16 protein-coding genes are annotated in these 16,947 nt (G+C 56.9%); 5 read left to right on the top strand and 11 right to left on the bottom strand.

The window, feature by feature from the left end; genetic code table 11:
* Window positions 1–7 precede the first annotated feature (7 nt).
* A complete protein-coding gene (gene btsR / locus M8370_RS16475) occupies window positions 8–727 on the bottom strand; it encodes a two-component system response regulator BtsR (protein ID WP_013097930.1) in 720 nt (239 codons plus the stop codon).
* Entirely contained in the window at window positions 721–2,406 is a 1,686-nt protein-coding gene (locus M8370_RS16470) for a sensor histidine kinase (protein WP_013097931.1), read from the bottom strand. The genes btsR and M8370_RS16470 overlap by 7 nt, the downstream gene beginning before the upstream one ends.
* Before the next feature lie 218 nt (window positions 2,407–2,624).
* Here M8370_RS16470 and mlrA point away from each other — a divergent pair, with 218 nt between their 5' ends.
* Complete coding sequence (gene mlrA, locus M8370_RS16465) at window positions 2,625–3,365, top strand: HTH-type transcriptional regulator MlrA (RefSeq protein ID WP_029881769.1); 741 nt, start codon at window positions 2,625–2,627, stop codon at window positions 3,363–3,365.
* A 69-nt stretch (window positions 3,366–3,434) separates the two neighbouring features.
* Window positions 3,435–3,548: a protein YohO gene (locus M8370_RS16460; protein WP_010433613.1), complete on the top strand. Its 114-nt coding sequence runs from the start codon at window positions 3,435–3,437 to the stop codon at window positions 3,546–3,548.
* Here M8370_RS16460 and M8370_RS16455 read toward each other — a convergent pair.
* The 5 genes from M8370_RS16455 to bglX all read right to left on the bottom strand — a co-directional run bounded on the left by M8370_RS16455 (window position 3,523) and on the right by bglX (window position 9,718).
* Window positions 3,523–4,260 carry an ABC transporter permease gene (locus tag M8370_RS16455; RefSeq protein ID WP_250021399.1) on the bottom strand — a complete coding sequence of 246 codons (738 nt, stop codon included), beginning with the start codon at window positions 4,258–4,260 and terminating at the stop codon, window positions 3,523–3,525. The genes M8370_RS16460 and M8370_RS16455 overlap by 26 nt on opposite strands.
* Entirely contained in the window at window positions 4,244–5,194 is a 951-nt protein-coding gene (locus tag M8370_RS16450; protein ID WP_020690144.1) for an ABC transporter ATP-binding protein, read from the bottom strand. Before M8370_RS16450 ends, M8370_RS16455 begins: the two co-directional genes overlap by 17 nt.
* A complete protein-coding gene (locus M8370_RS16445; protein WP_020690143.1) occupies window positions 5,187–6,344 on the bottom strand; it encodes an ABC transporter permease in 1,158 nt (385 codons plus the stop codon). Before M8370_RS16445 ends, M8370_RS16450 begins: the two co-directional genes overlap by 8 nt.
* Before the next feature lie 12 nt (window positions 6,345–6,356).
* On the bottom strand, window positions 6,357–7,274 hold the full coding sequence (gene osmF / locus M8370_RS16440; RefSeq protein ID WP_013097936.1) for a glycine betaine ABC transporter substrate-binding protein OsmF: 918 nt from the start codon (window positions 7,272–7,274) through the stop codon (window positions 6,357–6,359).
* Window positions 7,275–7,420: 146 nt separating this feature from the next.
* The gene (bglX, locus tag M8370_RS16435) at window positions 7,421–9,718 is read right to left on the bottom strand and encodes a beta-glucosidase BglX (RefSeq protein WP_020690142.1); all 2,298 of its coding nucleotides are present in this window, start codon (window positions 9,716–9,718) and stop codon (window positions 7,421–7,423) included.
* Between the two features lie 189 nt (window positions 9,719–9,907).
* On the opposite strand from bglX, the gene dld reads away from it, so the two are divergent.
* Together dld and M8370_RS16425 are read left to right on the top strand one after the other, a co-directional pair.
* Window positions 9,908–11,656 (top strand): D-lactate dehydrogenase, encoded by a 1,749-nt coding sequence (gene dld, locus M8370_RS16430; protein ID WP_250021397.1) that lies wholly within the window; start codon window positions 9,908–9,910, stop codon window positions 11,654–11,656.
* Window positions 11,657–11,767: 111 nt separating this feature from the next.
* Complete coding sequence (locus tag M8370_RS16425) at window positions 11,768–12,322, top strand: GNAT family N-acetyltransferase (protein ID WP_250021395.1); 555 nt, start codon at window positions 11,768–11,770, stop codon at window positions 12,320–12,322.
* Between the two features lie 95 nt (window positions 12,323–12,417).
* Here the strand turns inward: M8370_RS16425 and pbpG are convergent, their stop codons facing one another.
* Window positions 12,418–13,341, bottom strand: coding sequence for a D-alanyl-D-alanine endopeptidase (gene pbpG, locus M8370_RS16420; protein WP_250021394.1), 924 nt, complete (start codon window positions 13,339–13,341; stop codon window positions 12,418–12,420).
* Window positions 13,342–13,508: 167 nt separating this feature from the next.
* Window positions 13,509–14,096 carry a Yip1 family protein gene (locus tag M8370_RS16415; protein ID WP_013097942.1) on the bottom strand — a complete coding sequence of 196 codons (588 nt, stop codon included), beginning with the start codon at window positions 14,094–14,096 and terminating at the stop codon, window positions 13,509–13,511.
* A 157-nt stretch (window positions 14,097–14,253) separates the two neighbouring features.
* Between M8370_RS16415 and M8370_RS16410 the strand changes: the two genes are divergently transcribed.
* Entirely contained in the window at window positions 14,254–14,826 is a 573-nt protein-coding gene (locus M8370_RS16410; RefSeq protein WP_013097943.1) for a DedA family protein, read from the top strand.
* 82 nt (window positions 14,827–14,908) lie between these two features.
* Here M8370_RS16410 and M8370_RS16405 read toward each other — a convergent pair whose 3' ends face one another.
* Window positions 14,909–15,673: an SDR family oxidoreductase gene (locus tag M8370_RS16405; RefSeq protein WP_080453126.1), complete on the bottom strand. Its 765-nt coding sequence runs from the start codon at window positions 15,671–15,673 to the stop codon at window positions 14,909–14,911.
* 50 nt (window positions 15,674–15,723) lie between these two features.
* The coding region (mdtQ, locus tag M8370_RS16400; protein WP_250021393.1) for a multidrug resistance outer membrane protein MdtQ at window positions 15,724–16,947 on the bottom strand (1,224 nt) is incomplete at its 5' end.

Genomic DNA, 16,947 nt, shown 5'->3' with positions numbered 1-16,947 from the left:
ACCAGTTTTACAGCCCAATCGCCTCTTTCAAACTTTTCAGGTAGCGACGACTGACGGGTACCGTTTGACCGGCCCGCAGTATCAGCTCTGCCTGACCGTTATCTTCCAGACGGATCTCTTTCAGGTGCGCCATGTTAACCAGATACTGCCGATGGCAGCGGACAAGCGGCGTGCGGCTCTCCAGCGTGCGCAGCGTCAGCTCGGTGAAGCCTTCATTGCCCTCGGCGCTGGTGACAAACACCCCGCTCAGGCGACTGCTGACAAATGCCACATCATCCATTTGCAGCAGGTAAATCCGGCTATGCCCGGTACACGGGATAAACTTCAGCGGCTGCTGGTTTTCCGGCAGCAGCGTGACGTCCTGTACCGTACGCTCCTGGCGTAAACGCGTCAGGGTCTTTTCGAGCCGCTTCTCTTCAATCGGCTTCAGCAGGTAATCGAACGCGTGTTCTTCAAAGGCCTTCACGGCATATTCGTCAAACGCCGTCAGAAACACGATATACGGGCGATGCTCCGGGTCAAGCATGCCGACCATCTCCAGCCCGCTGATACGGGGCATCTGGATGTCGAGGAACAGCACATCCGGACGCAGTTTATGCACAGCACCAATGGCTTCAATGGCATTGGCGCACTCTCCCACAATCTCAATGTCACTCTGCTCCTGCAACAGCACGCGCAGGTTTTCCCGTGCCAACGGTTCATCATCGACTATCAGCACTCTTAACATGCGGTCTCCTCCAGCGGCAATCGTAACGTAATACGGGTAAATCGGTCCGGCTCACAGGCCACGGTAATGCCACATCCATCCCCAAAGTGAGCGCGCAGGCGTTTATCCACCAGGCTCATCCCCAGCCCGCCGGAAGCGGACGGGACGTAAAGTCCGGCATTGTCTTCAATATTCAGCACCAGATGATGATTAAAACGGCTGGCAGAAATAGTGATCTCCCCGGTGCCCAGAAGCTGCGATGTCCCGTGTTTAATGGCATTTTCCACAATAGGCTGCAGCGTAAAGGCCGGGAGATGCTGATACGCCAGCTCATCCGGCACGGATAACGATACCTGCAGACGAGACTGGAAGCGCGCCTGCTCAATCTGCAGGTAGGCGTTAACATGTTCAATCTCATCGGCCAGGGTCACAATCTCAGACGGCCGTTTCAGGTTCTTGCGGAAAAACGTCGACAGAAATTGCACCAGTTGCGCGGCCTGATCGCTGTCGCGACGGATCACCGCTTTCAGGGTGTTGAGGGCATTAAACAGGAAATGCGGGTTCACCTGAGCGTGCAGGAGCTTTATCTCCGACTGCGTTAACAGGGCTTTTTGCCGCTCATATTGCCCCGCCAGGATCTGCGCGGAAAGCAGCTGCGCAATCCCCTCCCCTAACGTCCGGTTGATCGAGCTGAACAAGCGGTTCTTCGCTTCGTAGAGCTTAATGGTTCCCATCACCCGCTGGTTTTCCCCCCGCAGCGGGATAACCAGCGTAGAGCCGAGCTTACACTGCGGATGCAGCGAACAGCGGTAAGGCACTTCGTTACCGTCGGCATAGACTACCTCACCGGTCTCTATCGCACGAAGCGTATACGCGGACGAAATCGGTCTGCCGGGAAGGTGGTGATCGTCGCCGGTACCGGTAAAGGCCAGCAGCTTTTCACGATCGGTAATCGCAACGGCACCGATATCCAGCTCCTGATAGAGTACCTGCGCCACCTTCATGCTGTTTTCTTCGTTAAAGCCCTGACGCAGGATCCCCTCGGTTGAAGCGGCGACTTTCAGTGCCGTGGCAGAGAACGCCGAGGTGTATTTCTCAAACATGGCGCGCTTGTCGAGCAGAATGCGCATAAACAGCGCCGCGCCCACGGTGTTGGTGACCATCATCGGGGCGGCAATACTGTTCACCAGATGCAGTGCGTCCTCAAAAGGTCGGGCGATAAGCAGAATGATCGCCATTTGCGCCATTTCGGCCACAAAGGTGATCGCGCCAGCGGTAAGCGGGCTGAAGACTTTATCCGGGCGGCCACGTTTGATCATGTAGCTGTGCACCAGGCCACCAAGCAGCCCTTCCACGATGGTCGAGATCATGCAGCTCAGCGCCGTCATCCCGCCCATGGAATAGCGGTGCAGCCCACCGGTTAAACCGACAAGGCCACCCACAACCGGGCCGCCCAGCAGCCCGCCCATCACCGCGCCGATGGCGCGCGTATTGGCAATGGAGTCTTCGATATGGAGGCCAAAATAGGTCCCCATGATGCAGAAAATGGAGAAGGTCACATAACAGAGGAGCTTGTGCGGCAAGCGGACGGTGACTTGCATCAGCGGGATAAACAGACGCGTCTTACTCATCAACCAGGCGATGACAAGAAACACGCACATCTGCTGAAGCAACAGCAGCACCAGATTAAACTCGTACATACTCAGGAACCGCACCTTCTGAAAACGCGTAACATACACTGAAGGCGCCGAAGTTTCTTTGAAGCAGTCCAAAAAAGCGGTAAATCGTGTCCGTCATCACATCTTTTGCCGAACATAACGGCTGCTTCGCATTATTTGTACAAAAAAAAGGCAATTCTTCCTGGTTCGACAAACTGGGTCTACAGTTAAGCTGGGGACGCGTTAGCCAGGGGGCGAATATGGCGCTTTACACGATCGGTGAAGTGGCACTCCTTTGTGATATCAATCCCGTCACGCTACGGGCTTGGCAGCGACGGTATGGTTTACTCAAACCGCAGCGCACGGACGGCGGTCACCGCCTTTTCAATGATGCCGACATCGATCGGATCCGCGAGATCAAAAGCTGGATAGATAACGGTGTGCAGGTGAGCAAGGTAAAGTCGCTGCTCTGCCATGACGATCCCGATACCCAACACCGCTGGCGCGAACAGCAGGAAACCCTGCTCCGGCTTCTGCAGGCGGGCAATGTTCAACGTCTGCGCGCGTGGATCAAAGAGCAAGGCCGCGATTATCCGGCGCAAACCTTAATCAACCATCTTTTCATCCCGCTTCGTCGACGGCTGCAATGCCAGCACTCTACCCTGCAGGCGCTGCTGAGTATGCTCGACGGGGTGCTGATCAATTATATCGCCGTCTGTCTCGCCTCGGCGCGAAACAAGGGCGGAAAAGACGCGCTGGTTGTTGGCTGGAACGTGCACGATACCACGCGGCTGTGGCTCGAAGCCTGGATCGCCACCCAGCAGGGCTGGCGCGTGGAGGTGCTGGCGCATTCGCTGGCTCAGCTACGGCCCGAATTCTTCGACGGCCAGACTCTGCTGGTCTGGTGCGGGGAAGTGCCCACCGCCTCGCAGCAACAGCGGCTGACGGAATGGCGGGAGCACGGTTATCCGGTTTACGCCCTGGGCCCCGACGAAACGTAACGGCATTTAATGGTTCATTAACAGCTGCGCTTCACCGTATAATTGTTCCGTTAACAACAGGAGCAGATGATGAAGGCAACCAAACTGGCCGTAATTACCCTTTTTGTACTGATGGCCGTAAGCGGCATCGGCGGCGTGATGCTGGCCGGGTACTCATTTATTGTTCGTGGCGGTGTCGGCTGAGAAGCCGGGCCAGTCGTTCAAACAGGCGATCGATAACGATGGCCGCCAGCGCCACCAGTACCGCACCCTGAACGATATAGGCCGTATTGAACCCGCTTAAGCCGATGATGATCGGCGTTCCCAGCGTATTGGCCCCCACCGTAGACGCGATGGTCGCCGTGCCGATGTTAATAATCACCGACGTACGGATCCCCGCGATAATCACCGGTGCCGCAAGCGGCAGCTCAACCTTGCACAGCCGCTGACCGCTGCTCATGCCCATCCCTTCGGCCACGCTCAGTACCGATGCCGGTACCGACGCAATGCCCGCCAGCGTCCCCTGAAGAACAGGCAACACGCCGTAAAGGATCAGCGCAATGATAGCCGGTTGCTGACCAAACCCGATCACCGGCACCGCAATCGCCAGTACCGCCACCGGCGGAAATGTCTGTCCGATAGCCGCAATCGTCTCAACCAGCGGGCGAAACTCTCTCCCCCAGGGCCGGGTGACCGCAATCCCCGCTCCCACGCCCAGCACCACGGCAATCGCGCTGGAGAGAGCCACCAGCCACAGGTGCGCCAGGGCAAGATTGATAAAACTCTCCTGCTGATAGACGGGGCGCGGCAGGCCGGGAAAAAGCGAGCTGAACAGCGCCCCACTGTGTGGCATCAGAAACAGCAGGGCAACAAAAAGCCCCGTCAGCCAGAGGACCGGATCACGCATGACCTTCACGCGTCACCTCCCCGGCCAGCAGATCGCGAAAATGCAGGGTGCCACACGGTGCCCCAGCGGCATCCGTAACCGGCAGTACCTCGCACTGGCGCGCCACAAACGCGGAGAGCGCGTCCCGCAGGCTCATCTGTTCTTGTAACGGTTCACCGCCCATCGCCACATCCTGTCGACGCATATAATCGCTGACGGTTCGCAGGGAGAGCAGTCTGACGCCCAGTTCGCTGCGTCCAAAAAACTCGCGCACAAAATCGTTCTGCGGATGGGTCAGCAGTTCAAGCGGCGTGCCCTGCTGGATCACTTCCCCGTGGTCCATCAACACCAGATGATCGGCCAGCCGCAGCGCCTCATCAATATCATGGGTCACGAGGACGATCGTCCGGCCAAGGATGCGGTGAATGCGGGTCATCTCGGTCTGCAGTGCACCGCGCGTAACGGGATCGAGCGCGCCAAAAGGCTCATCCATCAGCAATACCTGCGGGTTCGCCGCCAGCGCGCGCGCCACTCCCACACGCTGCTGTTGTCCACCTGAAAGCTGATGCGGATAGCGGCCACGCAGCCCAGGCTCTAACCCCAGCAGCGACATAAGCTCGTCCACCCTCTCGTCACTCTTTGCACGCGACCATTTTTCCAGCTGCAACACGGTGGCAATATTCTGCGCGACCGTCCAGTGGGGAAACAGGCCGATGGACTGGATGGCGTAGCCCATGCGACGACGCAGCTCCAGCACCGGCAGACTGCGGATCTCTTCCCCGGCAAAACGTATTACACCGCTGTCGTGCTCCACCAGGCGGTTGATCATCTTCAGCGTGGTGGACTTCCCCGACCCCGAGGTGCCAATCAGTACCGAAAACGCCCCCTCGGCAAAATTCAGGTTCAGGTGACTTGCTGCCGGACGACCGGCAAATGTTTTACTGACATCGTGAAATTCAATCATTGGCTCTTCTCCCGAGCAACGCGAGCCATAAGGCAAACAGCGCATCGATGACGACCGCCAGTGCAATCGTGGGCACCACGCCCAGTAACACCAGATCCAGCGCACTGCTCAGCAGCCCCTGGAACACCAGCGCGCCAAAACCGCCTGCGCCAATCAGCGCGGCGATAACCGCCATCCCGACGGTCTGGACCGCCACCACCCGCAGGCTGCGCAGCAGCAGGGGCAAGGCGAGCGGCAACTGGATCTGCCAGAAGCACTGTCGCCGGCTCATCCCCATCGCGTGGGCGCTCTCCAGTACATCCGGCGCGACCTGGCTTAAGCCCGCCACCACGCCGCGGACCAGCGGCAGCAGCGCGTACAGCACCAGGGCAATAAGCGCGGGGGTTAATCCGGTTCCGGCGATACCGACCGAGGCTAACGCCGGAAATGACTTCACCAGCCCCGCCAGCGGCGCAATCAGCAGGCCAAACAGGGCCACGGAAGGGATAGTCTGGATCACGTTGAGCACGGCAAAAACCCCGCCCTGGCGGGAGGGATGACGATAACACCACATGCCAAGCGGTACCCCCAGCAGTAACGCCGGGAACAGCGTGCCGAAGAGGATCGTCAGGTGTTGCGCCAGCGCATCATCAAACACCTCCTGACGGTTGGCGTACTCTTTTAACAGCGAGAGATTATTCAGCTCACCGCTGAACAGCAGCAGCAATGGAATACACCAGATCTGGGCATTGAGCACCCAGCGCCAGGCAGATGACGGGATCAGGCGGCGGATCGCATCGCTGCAGGCCAGCAGACACAGCGCCAGCCACAGCCACAGCCCACTGCCCACGGTGGTTCGCGCCAGTGGACTTTCCGCCGAAGTCATGTGCGTGGCGGCAAGCCCGGCACTCCAGAACAAGGTGATGAAGAGGCCTTCACTGAGGAGTAGCGTCAGCCACTGTGCAACCCGCCCACGGCTGAGCGAGAGCACAACCAGTGCACCCAGCGCCACAACCAGCAGCAGCGGCGTAAACGGCCAGACCTGCCAGAGCGCGCGCCCTTCCCCCGACATCAGGCGGTTTGGCGCCACATTGACAAACGGTAGCGCGACCGCCGCAATGGCCACACAGGCCAACAGCAGCAGTACGCGGTTATGACATTTTATTGGCACATCCCTGTCCTGTTACTTCACAAGCCCTTGTTGTTTCAGGAAATCGGCGGCCACTTTTTTGGCATCCAGTCCCTCTACGGCAATGCTCGCATTGAGCTGTTGCAGTGTTTTTGCATCCAGTTTTTCAAAGACCGGTTTGAGCCAGTCGGCGATATCCGGGTAGGCTTTCAGCACCGCCTCACGCACCACCGGCGTGGGGGCATAAATAGGCTGAACGCCTTTTGGATCGGTTAAGGTCTGCAGACCAAGCGCCGCGACCGGGCCGTCCGTACCGTAGGCCATCGCCGCATTGACGCCAGAGGTCTGCTGCGCCGCCGCCTTGATGGTCACCGCGGTGTCACCGCCCGCGAGCGAGAGCAGCTGTGCCTGGTCAAGCTTGAAGTCGTAGGCTTTTTCGAAAGCAGGCAGCGCGTCCGGACGCTCGATAAACTCCGCCGAGGCCGCAAGCTTGAAGTCGCCCTTCTCTTTCAGATAGCGGCTGAGATCCGCAAGTGACGTCAGTTTGCCTTTCTCCGCCACGTCTTTACGCACCGCGATGGTCCAGGTGTTGTTGGCCGGAGCCGGAGTCAGCCAGACCAGCTTGTTCTGTTCTGCATCGAGTTTTTTGACTTTTTCATACCCGGCTTTGGCGTTTTTCCATGCCGGATCGTTTTCATCTTTGAAGAAAAATGCCCCGTTGCCGGTGTATTCCGGGTAGATATCCAGCTCGCCGGAGGTAATGGCCCCGCGTACCACGGGCGTGGTACCCAGCTGAACTTTATTCACGGTTTTCACGCCGTGGCTTTCCAGCACCTGCAAAATAATATTCCCGAGCAGCGCGCCTTCAGTGTCGATCTTTGAGCCCACTTTTACCGGTTCTGCCGCCTGTAACGGCAGGCTTAGCGCCGCGAATAACGCCGCAGAAACTACCATCCCCGTTTTAATCGTCATTCCACTATCCTCATTTTTTTGCTGCCTTTTTCAGAGGCTTGAGAGAAAAGCGTAGCTTAAAACGGCGGATTTACCCGGCAAAATGCCTTTTTAGCATAAGGTAAGACGCATCCCCCGGTGGACGGGGGATGCAAAGGAAGGAAAGGTTACAGCAGCTCGAACTCGCCTTTATTGACGCGGGCGGAATCCACCCCAATGTAGACATTGAACTTGCCCGGTTCCGCATCGTATTTCATCTGCTGGTTCCAGAACTTCAGGGCATCCACGTCAATCGGGAAGCTGATGGTTTTGGTTTCACCAGGTTTCAGGTTGACCTTCTCAAAGCCGCGCAGCTGTTTCACCGGACGGCTCATGGAGGCGGTCACATCCTGAACATACATCTGGATCACCGTCGCACCTTCACGTTTACCGGTGTTCGTCACGTCAACGCTGGCAGTCACTTTACCGTCACGCTTCAGGCTCGGGGCCGACATTTTCACGTCAGAGACCTTAAAGGTGGTGTAGCTCAAACCGTAACCAAACGGATACAGCGGACCGTTCGCTTCATCGAAGTAACGGGAGGTGTACTTGTTTGGCTTATCGGCGTTATACGGACGGCCGGTATTCAGGTGGCTGTAGTACACCGGGATCTGCCCGACAGAGCGCGGGAAGGACATCGGCAGTTTGCCCGACGGGTTGTAATCACCAAACAGCACGTCGGCGATGGCGTTGCCCCCTTCCGTACCGGCGAACCAGGTTTCCAGAATAGCATCAGCCTGCTGATCTTCTTTCACCAGCGCCAGTGGACGACCGTTCATCAGCACCAGCACCAGCGGCTTGCCGGTGGCTTTCAGGGCGGCGATCAGATCGCGCTGGCTTTGCGGGATCGTGATGTCCGTTCGGCTGGAGGCTTCGTGTGCCATCCCCTGTGCTTCACCCACCACGGCAACCACCACGTCAGACTGTTTCGCGGCGTTTACCGCTTCGTCAATCATCTCTTTCGGCGAGCGCGGATCCACCTTCACCGCCTCTTCATACTGATTGAGGAAGGTCACGATATCTTTATCATCAGTGACGTTCGCCCCTTTGGCGTACACCACCTTAGCGTTTTCACCGACCGCATTTTTAATGCCAGTGAGCACGGTCACTGACTGATCGGCCACGCCCGCAGCAGACCAGCTACCCATCACGTCGCGCTTGCTGTCGGCCAGCGGGCCGACCACCGCAATGGTGCCGGATTTTTTCAGCGGCAGCGTGTCGAGGCGGTTTTTCAGCAGCACCAGGCTTTCACGCGCCACTTCACGGGCCTCTTTACGGTGCAGACGGCTTTCGGCATTGGTGTCCGCCGGGTCTGACTCTTTCGGACCCAGGTGGCTGTATGGATCGTTAAACAGCCCCATGTCATATTTCACGTTCAGCACGTGACGCGTGGCATCGTCCAGCTCCGCCATCGTCACCTTACCGCTCTTCACCAGCCCCGGCAGGTATTTGCTGTAATATTCGTCGCTCATGCTCATGTTGATGCCGGATTTGAGCGCCACGCGCACCGCATCTTCCGGGTCGGAGGCCGTACCGTGTTTGATGAGCTCTTTAATGGCGCCATGGTCAGAGACGGTGATGCCCTTGAAGCCCCACTGGTCGCGCAGCACGTCTTTCAGCAGCCAGGAGTCAGAGGTGGCAGGCGTGCCGTTGAGCGAGTTCAGGGCGACCATCACCGCGCCGCTACCGGCATCCAGGCCTGCTTTGTACGGCGGCATGTAATCGTTAAACAGGCGCTGCGGGCTCATGTCGACGGTGTTGTACTCTTTACCGCCTTCCACGGCACCATAGGCGGCGAAGTGCTTGACGCTGGTCATGACCGAATAGCGATCCGCCGGGCTTTTACCCTGCATCGCTTCCACCATGGTTTTCCCCATCGTGGCGGTCAAATAAGTATCTTCACCAAAGCCCTCTGACGCGCGGCCCCAGCGCGGATCGCGGGAGACGTCAACCATCGGGGCCCAGGTCATGTTCAGGCCGTCGTCTGCGGCTTCATATGCCGAGACGCGCCCAACGGTTTTCACCGCGTCGAGGTTAAAGGAGGAGGCCAGACCGAGGCTGATAGGGAAAACGGTACGCTGTCCGTGTACTACGTCATAGGCGAAGAACAGCGGAATTTTCAGGCGGCTAAGTTCCATCACCTGATCCTGCATTTTGCGGATATCCTGACGGGTCACGGTGTTAAAAATCGCCCCTACCTGGCTCTCTTTAATCATTTCGCGGATCGCCTCTTTCGGGTTATCCGGGCCGACGCTGATAAGACGCAGCTGGCCGATCTTCTCATCGACCGTCATTTTCTTGAGCAATTCCGTGACAAACGCGTCCCGTGCTTCAGGCGTAAGCGGGTGATTGCCAAACAGTTCATCTGCCAGCGCAGGTTGCAGTGCCAGGCTGACGGCGACACCTACAGAACATAGCCATTTCATGTCGTTTTACTCTCTCATCAATTTCCGCCGGAAGATCTCGGCCAGGGCGTGCGAAAAGCGCAGTGTGCCACAAACCCTCAGAACGTTGCAGGGTTATTCTCTGATTTTTCTCGCAAATACGCGCCCTCTAAACAGCTAATCGCGCTATGCTTTACAGCGAGAAATTTGCCCCACCACAAGGAGTGGAAGATGTCTTCTGTTCGAACTGCCGATAACACGACTTTTATTAACGAACTGTCGCGCCTGGTTGGTCACTCTCACCTGCTTACCGACCCGGCCAAAACTGCCCGCTACCGTAAGGGCTTTCGTTCCGGACAGGGCGATGCGCTGGCGGTGGTTTTTCCCGGCACGCTGCTGGAGCTGTGGCGCGTCCTGAGCGCCTGCGTTGCCGCGGACAAGATTATTTTAATGCAGGCGGCTAACACCGGCCTGACCGAAGGCTCGACGCCGAACGGCAACGATTACGATCGCGACATCGTGATTATCAGCACCCTGCGCCTCGACAAACTTCACCTGCTCGATAAAGGCGAGCAGGTACTGGCCTTCCCCGGCACCACCCTCTACTCGCTGGAAAAAGCGCTTAAGCCGCTTGGGCGCGAACCACATTCAGTGATTGGTTCATCCTGCATCGGCGCCTCCGTCATTGGTGGGATCTGTAATAATTCCGGCGGTTCGCTGGTGCAGCGCGGCCCGGCTTATACCGAAATGTCGCTCTATGCCCGTATTGATGAAAACGGTAAGCTGACGCTGGTGAACCATCTGGGAATCGATCTGGGCGTCACGCCGGAGCAGATCCTGAGTAAGCTCGACGACGATCGCGTGAAAGATGAAGATGTACAGCACGATGGCCGTCATGCCCACGATCACGATTACATCACCCGCGTACGTGATATAAACGCGGATACACCAGCGCGTTACAACGCCGACCCGGATCGCCTGTTCGAATCCTCCGGCTGCGCGGGCAAACTGGCCGTTTTCGCGGTCCGTCTCGACACCTTCCCGGCCGAGAAAAAACAGCAGGTGTTTTACATCGGCACCAATCAGCCTGACGTGCTGACCGAAATCCGTCGTCATATTCTGGGCGAATTCACGCATCTGCCGGTGGCGGGCGAGTATATGCATCGGGATATTTACGACATCGCCGAACGCTACGGCAAAGATACGTTCCTGATGATCGACAAGCTCGGCACCGACAAGATGCCGTTCTTCTTCACCATGAAGGGCCGCACTGATGCAATGCTGGAGAAAGTGCCGCTGTTTAAACCCCACTTCACCGACCGCTTTATGCAGAAGCTGGGTAACGTTTTCCCGGCCCACCTGCCGGAGCGAATGAAAACCTGGCGCGACAAGTATGAACATCACCTGCTGCTGAAAATGGCCGGGGACGGGATCGCCGAAGCACAAAACTGGCTGAGCGAATTCTTTAAAACCGCCGAGGGAGATTTCTTCGCCTGTACACCTGAAGAGGGGAGCAAAGCGTTCCTGCACCGTTTTGCTGCTGCGGGGGCCGCCATCCGTTATCAGGCCGTACACTCAGAAGAAGTAGAGGATATTCTGGCGCTGGATATTGCCCTGCGACGCAACGATACCGAGTGGTTTGAACACCTGCCGCCTGAAATCGACAGCAAGCTGGTGCATAAGCTCTACTACGGCCACTTTATGTGCTACGTCTTCCACCAGGATTACATCGTTAAAAAAGGGATCGACGCGCACGCGTTGAAAGAGGAGATGCTCGCCCTTCTGCGCGAACGTGGCGCACAATATCCTGCGGAACACAACGTTGGGCATCTTTACAAAGCCCCTGAGACACTAAAGCAGTTTTATCGCGAGAATGACCCTACAAACAGTATGAATCCCGGCATTGGTAAAACAACGCGGAATAAATACTGGAAAGAGAGCGATAACGCAGAGCAGGCCATTACGCAAGCATCTGATTAATTCATACAGCCATATTTAAGAGATTGTTAAGCACAGCTCAATCGTACTAGAGTACCTGCACTCGCCGGAGAAACGTTTCTCCGGCATTCTTTGACGAGGAGCAGGCACATCATGTCGGCTGTTGATATTTTATCCGTAACCGAAGTGGAAGTGCGCGATGCCCTTCCCGACGATGTGCATGCCATTTCGGCTATTTATGCATGGCATGTACTTCACGGACGTGCGTCGTTTGAGGAAATCCCCCCCACCGTTGATGAAATGCGTAAGCGGTTGAAAAACGTGACCGATAACGGTTTGCCCTGGCTGGTGGCGCTGTATCGCGGCATTGTGGTGGGTTATTGCTACGCCACGCCATACCGTCCACGACACGCGTATCGCTTCACGCTGGAAGAGTCAATCTACGTGGATGCCAGCACCACCGGACGCGGTTTTGGCAGTGCACTAATGGACGCGCTGATTGAACGCTGCGAAAAAGGTCCCTGGCGTCAGATGATTGCGGTTGTGGGGGATGGCCATAATAACGCCGGGTCATTGCGGCTGCATAAAAAGCACGGTTTTGAAGTGGTCGGTCAGCTGCGCAGCGTGGGCTACAAAAAAGGCGACTGGCGGGATACGGTGATTATGCAGCGCCCGCTTAACGACGGAGACTGGACCCTGCCGGAATAGGCCCAGTGCGGTCTGGTGCCCTCACCCCCGCCCTCTTCCACCGGGAGAGGGAGAAAACATAAAAAACGGTAACACTGTTACCGTTTTGCTTTTACCTAATCGTTCTGCGCCGTCGCCATCTGCTCGGCTTTCTGCTTTTTATACGTCAATGCCGCAGCCGGAACAGGCTGCACTTTCCCGGTTTCAATCCAGGTGCGCAGTCGGCTGGCATCGGCGAAGTGAGTATATTTGCCGAAGGCATCCATCACCACCAGCGCCACCGGTTTACCGTTGAACACAGTACGCATCACCAGACAGTGACCCGCCGCGTTAGTAAAGCCGGTTTTCGTTAACTGAATGTTCCAGTTCTCGCGATACACCAGGTGGTTCGTATTGCGAAACGGCAGCGTATAGGCCGGGTTCGCAAAGGTCGCCATCTCTTCACGGGTGGTACTGAGCTGCCCAATCAGCGGGTACTGTTTGCTGGCAATCAGCAGTTTGGTCAGATCGCGCGCCGTAGAGACGTTGTGAATCGACAGACCTGTCGGCTCAACAAAACGGGTATTATTCATTCCCAGCGCTTTGGCTTTGGCATTCATCGCTCGAATGAAGGCGTCGTAGCCGCCTGGATAATGGTGGGCGAGGCTCGCCGCGGCGCGGTTTTCAGACGACATCAGCGCCAGCAACAGCATGGTTTTACGGCTGATTTCACTGTTCAGGCGCACGCGGGAGTAAACCCCTTTCATCTCCGGCGTGTGGCTGATATCCACTTTCAGTTTTTCATCCAGCGGCAGATGTGCATCCAGCACTACCATCGCGGTCATTAATTTGGTTATCGAGGCGATCGGGCGCACCAGATCCGGGTGGCTGGCATAGATCACCTTATTAGTGTTGAGATCAACAATCATCGCGCTGCCGGAAGCGATTTGCGGTTGAGCAGCAGCGGTGGTCACCGCGGGCGTTTTGGCGAGAGCTGGCACGCCAGCGGACGCCCCCAGCAACAGTGCCAGGCTAAGTAAAGAAACTCGGAATTTCAGCATGGTGAGACTTCTGATAATTATTCACGCACGTTATGACGTACACCGCCTGCGTCGACGGAGAAACACAGGCTGGCTTCGGCATCATAGCGGTCACCGTGCATTGTCGCCAGCGGATAATCGTGAACAGATGCTGCATTGCTGGCATTTACGCCAGCAATGCAATTAACTCAGAAGAGACGGTAACCATAACCCCAAAGAATCACCGTCAGCGCCAGTAACGCCTCCAGTACCAGCACGCCGATGGCGAGCGTAGAGCTGGAAAAGCTCAGGCCTTCTTCTTTATTGATATTCAGGAAGGTAGGTACGCCCAGATACAGCAGATAGCCGGTGTAAAAGAGCGCAATGGTCCCGATCAGCGCGCACAGCCAGACCAGGGGATAGAGCGCAACAATACCGCTTAAGAACAGCGGGGTCGCGACATATCCGGCAAAGACCATACAGTGTGCCAGGGAAGGACGCTGCGGATAGTTACGTGCCATCCAGTGAATGACGCGTCCCATAACCGCCACCCCTGCCAGCATCAGGCCATAAAAGAGAATGGCAAGATAAAGCCCGGTAAACCAGGAAAGCTGTACTACGGTGCCATCACCAAAGTTCCAGCCGATTTGTGTTGTACCAATAAACGCGCATATCACCGGCACCGCCGCCATCAGCAGCACGTGGTGCGTGTAATGATGCGAGACCGTTTCGTTCTCACTTTTGATGACATGCATTTCACGATCGGGATGGGAAAAAAGTCCCCAGACATGGTTCATAGCGCCCCCTTGTTGTCGGCCCGTCATCGATACCTTAAGTATAATGCAGGGTTTAGATTATTTTATGTACAGTGGGAAATTTCCGTTGATTGCCCCGCGGTTGTCACAAGGGGTATATGATTAACCGAGGCACGCTGAGGGAGATGATATTTACGTAATGGATATCAACGGAGTTATTGAACAATACGGATACGCTGCGCTGGTTGTCGGAAGCGTGGCAGAAGGTGAAACCATCACCCTGTTAGGCGGCGTCGCCGCGCATCAGGGATTACTTAAATTCCCGCTGGTTGTCGCCGCGGTTGCGCTGGGTGGGATGATTGGCGATCAGCTGCTCTACTTTCTGGGGCTGCGTTTTGGGCCAACGCTGCTTAAGCGTTTCGCTAAGCACAAGAAGAAAATTAACCGCGCGCAGCGGCTGATCCAGCGCCACCCTTACCTGTTTGTGATTGGCACCCGCTTTATGTACGGCTTTCGGATTATCGGGCCGATATTGATTGGCGCCAGCCGCCTGCCGCCGAAAATTTTCCTGCCGCTGAACGTGATTGGCGCGTGCGCCTGGGCGCTGATCTTTACCACGCTCGGTTACGTGGGTGGAGAAGTGATTGGCCCGTGGCTGCATAACCTTGACCAGCATCTGAAGCACTGGGCGTGGCTGATTCTGGTGGTTGTAGCGGTGATTGGGGTCAGGCTGTGGATGCGGCACAGAGAGAAGAAGCAGGATGAGGAGTGAGTGTGGTCTGTTGCCCTCACCCTAACCCTCTCCCACAGGGAGAGGGAACTTAACACACCCTCTCCCACGGGGTGAGGGGAAGCTAACCTTCCGGCTTAAACTGCGGATTCGCCAGCATAAACCCGCCATCGACGATAAACGACTGCCCGGTGGTATAGCTGGCGTCGCTGTCGCATAACCACGCCACCAGACTGGCGATCTCTTTGGTATATCCCGGTCTTGCGAGCGGGATCGCTGGCATCGACCCTTCCTTCACTTCACTCTCGTCCATATCATTCATCGGTGTGGCAATCGCCCCCGGCGCAACGGCATTCACCAGAATGTTGTGCTGCACCAGTTCCAGCGCCATCGATTTGGTTAATCCTCCCAGCGCATGTTTTGCGGCGGTATAGGCGCTGGCTTCCGGCAGCGGCGTATGTTCATGCACCGAGGTGATATTGACGATTCGCCCTCCTTCCCCCTGCTCCACCATTTTACGTGCGGCAATCTGCGAACAGAGAAACGCACCGTCCACGTCGACGGTGAAAATGTTTCGCCACTCGTCAAACGGCATATCCAGGAAGGGCGCTTTGGTCATCGCACCCGCATTGTTAACCAGCACGTCCAGGCGACCAAAACGGGCAATTAACGTTTCTATCGCCTGCGCGCCCTGTGGCAGGGTGCTTAGATCAAGGTGGATAGCTTCAGCCCGCCGCCCCTGCGCCTCCACTTCGCGGCAGGTATCCCGGGCCCCTTGTTCATCAGAGTGCCAGGTGACGCCAATATCAAACCCACGTTCAGCCAGCATCAGGGCTGTGGTTTTACCAATCCCGGAATCCGATGCGGTAACAATCGCTACTTTGGTCATACTCACCTCCTGAAGAACGGCAAAGAGGTAAGTATAGATAATGACCCTGATTAGCCATGATGATAACCACCACCCAGCGCGGAGGTGAGCTGTAGCGTGGCGTCGATATACTCGCCCTGCAGCATCAATCCGGCGAGATGTTCCTTCAGCGCTGGAATTCTGGCTTCACTGACGCGCGAACCGGCAATAATTCCGGCGCTAAAACGTGCCTGCGCCAGCGCCACCACGCGCGCCGCATCTTTTTCTACCTGCTGCTGATGCTGATTTTTCGCCGTCAGCATTTCCACTTCGCTGGCCGTGCGCGCCACCTGGTTTACGGCATCCACCACCGCCTTGTTATAATTCGCCACCGACAGATTGTTCTGCGCCTGGGCAATATCCAGCTGCGCGTTCAGCCTGCCGCTGTCAAAAATGGGCAGAGTCAGCCCGGCGGTCACCCCCATTTGCTGGGCTGAAGAACGGAACAGATCGCTCAGGTGCAGGGCATCCTGTTGTAAAAACGCCATCAGATTCACATCAGGATAAAACGCCGCTCTGGCGGCTTCGACCTCGCTCATTGACGCTTCGATATACCAGTGCGCCGCCTGCAGATCCGGCCGTCGGGCCAGCAGTTCATACCCCAGCGTCGACGGTAACGACGCTTCAACCGTCGGTAAGGCATGCCGTGTGAGCGCCAGGGCGGGGGTATTAGTCAACGCGTTCAGACGCGCCTCGATGGCTTTCATTTTGCCGTGAACCTCTGCGATCTGCTCTTCGGTTTTGCTGGCACTGATGTCGGTTTCGACACCTTCCACAGAGGAGGTGATCCCGTGCTGATACAGCTCGCGATCTGCACCGATGATATTGTCCTGTTGGGATTTGATCTGCGTGAGGACCTCCTCCACGGCGGCCTGAGTTTGCCAGTCCCAGTAGAGCCGCGCCACGCTGCTGGCAAGCAGTTGACGGGTCTGCTCAAGCTCCGCTTTTTGCGCATTCACCTTGCCTATCCGGGCCTCCAACCGGGCGCGATTTTTGCCCCACAAATCCAGATCCCAGCCCGCGGTCAAGCCAAAGGTACCGTTGGTATACCAGGGGCCGGTGGTGCCCGCAGCCGGGTCGGTTATGGCAAAGGGCCCCATCAGCCCTTCAGCGGACATTTTCTGACGTTCAGCATCGGCCGAAAAATCAATTTGCGGGCCGTCGGCCGCCAGGGCTGCTTTGGCCTGGGCTTCGGCAAGGGTAATACGCTGACGGGCAATCTGCATATCGGGCGCATCGCTTAATGCTTTGGCAAT

Origin of the sequence: Enterobacter cloacae complex sp. OE43NF, assembly GCF_023544405.1 — a bacterium.
Lineage (GTDB): Bacteria > Pseudomonadota > Gammaproteobacteria > Enterobacterales > Enterobacteriaceae > Enterobacter > Enterobacter cloacae.
This window is presented reverse-complemented; position numbering and strand designations above follow the sequence as displayed.